Origin of the sequence: Paraburkholderia sp. J8-2, assembly GCF_905220195.1 — a bacterium.
In the GTDB taxonomy this organism is placed as follows: Bacteria; Pseudomonadota; Gammaproteobacteria; order Burkholderiales; family Burkholderiaceae; genus Paraburkholderia.
Genome location: NZ_CAJMZA010000123.1, coordinates 1 through 431 on the forward strand (window position 1 = coordinate 1; position 431 = coordinate 431).

1 protein-coding gene is annotated in these 431 nt (G+C 65.0%); it reads left to right on the forward strand.

Translation table 11 applies throughout. The features are described 5' to 3' along the window. Nucleotides 1-20: 20 nt before the first annotated feature. Nucleotides 21-431: LysR family transcriptional regulator (locus U5A52_RS43095; RefSeq protein ID WP_321940512.1), on the forward strand; the 411-nt coding region annotated here is incomplete at its 3' end.

Below are 431 nucleotides of genomic sequence, written 5' to 3' on the forward strand. Positions count from 1 at the left end.
CAGGCCAGCGGCAAGCGACCATGGACCCGATCGAGCGATTCTTCGAGGCTGGACTGAAACTCAGTCATTTGCGCCTGCTCACGCTGTTCGACAGCGTCGGGCAGATCCGTCTCGTGGCCGAGCGCCTGAATCTCACGCAGCCTGCGGTGTCGAAGCAGCTCGCCGATCTGGAGGCGGGCATCGGCACGCCGGTGCTCGAGCGCGTGGGCAACCGGTTGCGCTTCACGGCGGTGGGCGACGTGCTGCTGCGGCATGCACGCGAGGTGTTTCATCAAATCGAGCGGGCGCGCTACGAGGTCGATGCGCTCACGAGCGGACTCTCGGGGCGCATTGCCGTGGGTGCGGTGCCAACCGTGCTGCCAGTGTTCGCGCCCGAACTCGTGCTCGAACTGAAAAAGCGCGCGCCCCACGTCAACGTGTCGTTTTTTGAA